The organism is Christensenella sp. (genome assembly GCF_034927525.1).
GTDB lineage: Bacteria > Bacillota > Clostridia > Christensenellales > Christensenellaceae > Christensenella.
In genome coordinates this window covers 1-4958 of the sequence record NZ_JAYFPU010000155.1, presented here as the reverse complement: position 1 = coordinate 4958, position 4958 = coordinate 1, and the positions used below count along the sequence as shown (strand labels likewise).

The window sequence follows — 4958 nt, the reverse complement described above, 5'->3', positions numbered from 1 at the left end:
AGCACATACGGGATAAGCCAGATCGCCCAAACGATAATGCTGAATTTGTGGAACGAAGCGCGTTTTTGCGCGTCTCCTTTCGCAAGGACGACAGTCGCCCAGACAGCGTGGAAAAGCATGAGCGCAATGGCAGCGACACCCGTAATGGAGTGCAGCATACTTGCCGCAGGCGATATCTGCGTTGTACCCGCAGCAGCGATCAGCGACATGATGGTCGTCCCCGTCGTATCAAAGACAAGGCCGCACCAGAAGGTGATCACATGCTTTTTTTGAAGCGTACCAGACCTGCGTTCGCCGAATACGCCAATGGTATAAAACACGAGCGCGAGCGTGATCGTAATAATTGCAAAAATCAGCTTGATATCCATAATTAGTTCCCCCAAATCATTTCATAGCGTTCCAAAAGGTCATGATGGAGCTGTCGGGCAGGATCTTGGCAAAGACTATGTGCAGCTTGTTGAAGATGCCGTATACGGATACGTCCTTTTCCCGCCGGGCATCCCGGAGCGCGCGCGCGACGACGTTTTCAGGTTTGGAGAGAAACAGGAAGTTTTTGACTGCGCCTTTGCTTGCGTCCTTTTGCGCCACGTCAAGAAATTCTGTTTTCGTCCAGCCGGGGCATACCGCCGTAACGGACACGCCTTTTTTGCCGAGCTCGCGGTTCAAGGCACGTGAATAACTTAACACAAACGCTTTGGAAGCGGCGTATACGTTCATATCCGGCAGCGGCTGGAAGGCGGCGGTGGAAGCGATCTCTATGATGTGTCCGCCGGGCAGCATATGGGGGATGCAGGCCATTGTGAGGGCCACGAGCGCGCGCACGTTAAGATCGATCATGGCAAGCGCGTCTTGCTCGCGCACCTGCTCAAAATCACCGAATTTTGCAAAGCCGGAGCAGTTCACAAGAAGCTGTATGCCAGGTTTTTCCGTGTCCATCACCTGCTTTAGTTCGTTGATATGATCCATATTGGTCAGGTCATATGCAAAGATGCGCAGCGGGGTATCCACTTCCTTTTGAAGCTCCTCGAGCCGCTCTTTACGCCGGGCGATCACCCATATTTGCTCCACACACTTTTGCGCGCCGATCTGCTTTGCAAATTCTTTGCCCATGCCGGACGACGCGCCCGTAACAACCGCGATTTTCACGCCGCATCCCTCTTTTCGTTTTGATGGTTTATTGATAAACCCCTTTGAAGAAGAAAATCAGCCGTTTTTGTTGTCCTGGAAACCATACGCCATCTTGGCGACAAAGCTGTCGGGCAGCAGCTTAGAAAAAAAGCGCGCGCCCTTCATGATTGCGCCGGGCACAATCACCGTTTTGCCGGCAAACATTTTCTTGACGGTATATTCCGCAACGTATTCCGAGGAGAGCCCGTGCATGCCGAACGCCACGCCCGCCGTCTGGTTGAATTCGGTGTTTACCGGGCCGGGGCACAGCGCGCCGACATATACATGCCGTCCGGCATGGCGGAGTTCTTCATGGACTGCCTGCGTGAGGCGCAGCACATAGGCCTTGGAAGCATAGTAGGACGAGAACAGCGGCCCGGGCATGAACGCCGCGGACGAAGCCACATTCAAAATATATCCCTTGTCCTTTGCAATGAAATCTTTTAGGAACAACTTCATCAGGATATGCACGGAAATGATATTGAGGTCGATCATATTGAGCTCTGCGTCTAAATCTGTCTCGTCAAAAGCGCCGAACACGCCATATCCCGCGTTGTTGATCAGGATATCGATATCCTCATCTTTGACCGCTTCATATAGCCGCAGGCATTCTTCCTCTTTGGAAAGATCGGCGGTAAGGATGCGCACATCTGTTGCAAGCTCGCTTTTCAGTTCCGCAAGCCGGTCTTCGCGCCGCGCCGTGATGATAAGGTCATATCCCTTTTTGCTGAGAACCTTCGCGATATCCCGCCCGATGCCCGAACTTGCCCCTGTAATCAATGCTTTCATTTGCTGTCTCCCGCTCTGTTTTTGTTCCATTATACCACTCTGGCGAAAGATTGTGTAATGTAAGCGATGCGGGTATAATATAATTATGAAAAAACGGATTTTTACAATTATTTATATCCTGCTCATGCTGGCGGTACTGTCTGCGTGCGCGGGAGGGGACGCCCCGTCACAGGCAGCGGCGGAAAGCCCTGCGCCGTCTGCGAGTGCGGAGCCCTCAGTGTTGCCCACCGTCCTGCCGACGCAGACCCTTACGCCCGAGCCCACGCCAACGTCCGATCCGACGCTCAAAAGCGGCGTGGAAAGCGAAGCGGTCACAACACTGCAAAAGAGGCTGGCGGAGCTCGGATATTTGAAGATCGATGAATTTACCACGAAATATGGGCCGGCCACAGAGCGTGCCGTCAGGCTGTTCCAAAAGCAAAACGGGCTTAACGCGGATGGGATCGCGGGAGCGGAAACACTGGCGCGCGTCTATGCGGACGACGCAAAGGAATGCACATTGCCGCTATCGGGCATTACGATCGGCATAGACCCGGGGCATCAGGCGCAGGGCAATTCGGACAAAGAGCCGCAAGCGCCCGATTCTTCCGTGAAGAAGGCGAAGGTATCGTCCGGTGCGGACGGAGCGAATACCGGCACGCCGGAATATAAGATCACGCTCGCGGTCGGGCTCAAGCTGCGGGAGCTGCTCGAGGAAAACGGCGCGGAGGTCGTGATGACGCGCGAAAGCTCAGACGTGAACATCTCCAATAAGGAGCGTGCACAATTATTTAATGACGCGGGCACAGACCTTGCCGTGCGCCTGCACTGCGACGGTGTGGACGACAGCGGCGTGCACGGAGCGCTAATGCTTGTGCCAAGCGGGCAGTATACCGAGGGATTTGCTGCGCAAAGCCGTGCGGCGGGTGAAGCGATCTTAAGCGCGTTTGTCGCTGAAACAGGCGCGAAAAACCGTGGCGTGAGCGAGCGGGACGACCAGACAGGCTTTAACTGGAGCACGGTGCCTGTCTGCAACATGGAGATGGGATGCCTTTCTAACGGCAGTGAAGAGGCATTGTTGATCTCGGACGAGTATCAGCAAAAGTGCGCACAGGGCGTGCTGCAAGGAATACTGGACTATATTGCATAACGCGCCGGGTAAGGCGGTTTGACTTGTTTTCATGAAAACAGGATGGTATACTGAGAAAAAGCAAAGAAAGACGAGGAGAAGCACATGAGCTCGGTACTGAAGGTCGCGCAGGCGGCAAAGGACGCGAAAACAGCGATGAACAGGCTTTCGACCATTGAAAAGAACAAGATTCTGGAAGCAATGGCGCAAGGGCTTTTGAATCATACGGAATTTATTTTGAAGCAAAACATGCTGGACGTGGAAGCGGCCAAGGAAAAGGGACGCACGACGGCGCTGATCGACAGGCTTGCCCTCACCAAGGCGCGTATACAGGATATGGCGCAGGGGCTGCGCGACGTGGCGCTGCTTGCCGACCCGATCGGCGACATCATTTGCGCGACCAAGCGCCCGAATGGCCTGATGATCGCCAAAAAGCGCGTACCGCTTGGCGTTGTGGGCATCATTTATGAGGCGCGCCCGAATGTGACGGCGGACGCGATCGGTCTGTGCCTGAAAACATCCAACGCGGTCGTCTTAAAGGGCGGCAGCGAAGCGATCCATTCCAATTCCGCGGTGGCGGACGTGATGATACAGGCGGGCGAGGTCGCGGGGCTGCCCAAAGGCGCGGTCGGGCTCATTCGTGACGTATCACGCAGCGCAGTCACGGAAATGATGAAGTTAAACGACCTGATCGACGTACTGATCCCGCGCGGAGGCGCAGGGCTCATACAGTCGGTGGTGCAAAACGCGACAGTGCCGGTCATCGAGACGGGCACGGGCAATTGTCATATATATGTAGACGCGTCCGCAGACCTCGATATGGCGGACAAGATCACCGTCAACGCAAAAACAACGCGTCCGGCGGTGTGCAACGCGGCGGAAAGCCTGCTTGTGCACAAGGATGTGGCGGCAGAATTTTTGCCTAAGGTATTTGCAGACCTCAAAAAAGAGGGCGTGGAGATCCGTGGCTGCGAGATCAGCCAGAAATATGGCGCGACAGCGGCGACAGAAGAAGATTACGAAACGGAATTTCTCGATTATATCATTGCGGTGAAGGTCGTTGGAGATGTGGACGAGGCGATCTCGCACATCAACAAATACAGCACGGGGCATTCTGAAACGATCGTTACGAATGATTACAAGAACGCTGAAAAGTTTAAAGATGAAGTGGACAGTGCAGCGGTATATGTGAACGCAAGCACGCGCTTTACGGACGGGTTCGAATTCGGCTTCGGCGCAGAGATCGGCATTTCTACGCAAAAGCTGCACGCGCGCGGGCCGATGGGCTTAGAAGAATTGACGACCGTGAAGTATGTGATCGACGGAGACGGACAGATACGCTAAATAATCATCTGGAAGGGGTTTTGACATGGAAAAACAGGATTTGATACCGGAAATGGATTTTGAACCGGAGGAGCTTGCCAAAAGAGTAAAACAGCACAGGATCGCGGGTGTGATCATTGCCGTGTGCCTGATCGCGATGGGGCTTTTGATGGTGTTCCTGCCGTTTTTAGGAAGTGTGAGCATCAATAACACGCTTGGGCTGGGTGTTTTGCTGCTGGGGATCTATGAGCTGATCATTTATTTTCGCACGGCGGCAGCTTACCGCAACGCGGCGACGCTCGTGAGCGGATTTATCTTAGCGATCATGGGTGTGGTTATCCTTGTGCTTTCGGTGGGCGATCCGGCGAGCCAGCTCGCGATGATGAGCATCTTTACCATCGTGCTCGGATTTGTGACGATATACCGCGGATTTTTGCAGATATTTGCGTGCAGACGCTTTTGCAGACTGGACGAACAGAACACAGGCTGGCTCAATACGAGCGGCATTTTGAATATTATCCTCGGTATTATCCTTGTGGTCGTTCCGTTCACAGGCTGGCTTGCGTCAAGC

The 4958-nt window shown here is 54.0% G+C and carries 6 protein-coding genes; 3 read left to right on the top strand and 3 right to left on the bottom strand.

Annotated elements, in window-relative coordinates; translation table 11 throughout:
• The 3 genes from VB081_RS06280 to VB081_RS06270 form a co-directional block, all read right to left on the bottom strand.
• On the bottom strand, positions 1-368 hold a 368-nt coding region (locus VB081_RS06280), incomplete at its 3' end, for an HsmA family protein (RefSeq protein WP_323399976.1).
• A gap of 16 nt (positions 369-384) precedes the next feature.
• Positions 385-1146, bottom strand: coding sequence for an SDR family NAD(P)-dependent oxidoreductase (locus VB081_RS06275; RefSeq protein ID WP_323399975.1), 762 nt, complete (start codon positions 1144-1146; stop codon positions 385-387).
• Between the two features lie 57 nt (positions 1147-1203).
• The gene (locus VB081_RS06270; RefSeq protein ID WP_323399974.1) at positions 1204-1956 is read right to left on the bottom strand and encodes an SDR family NAD(P)-dependent oxidoreductase; all 753 of its coding nucleotides are present in this window, start codon (positions 1954-1956) and stop codon (positions 1204-1206) included.
• Between the two features lie 85 nt (positions 1957-2041).
• Between VB081_RS06270 and VB081_RS06265 the strand changes: the two genes are divergently transcribed.
• From VB081_RS06265 to VB081_RS06255, 3 genes are all read left to right on the top strand, one after another.
• Positions 2042-3085 (top strand): N-acetylmuramoyl-L-alanine amidase, encoded by a 1044-nt coding sequence (locus VB081_RS06265; protein ID WP_323399973.1) that lies wholly within the window; start codon positions 2042-2044, stop codon positions 3083-3085.
• A gap of 84 nt (positions 3086-3169) precedes the next feature.
• A complete protein-coding gene (locus VB081_RS06260; protein ID WP_323399972.1) occupies positions 3170-4408 on the top strand; it encodes a glutamate-5-semialdehyde dehydrogenase in 1239 nt (412 codons plus the stop codon).
• Between the two features lie 25 nt (positions 4409-4433).
• The coding region (locus tag VB081_RS06255) for a DUF308 domain-containing protein (RefSeq protein ID WP_323399971.1) at positions 4434-4958 on the top strand (525 nt) is incomplete at its 3' end.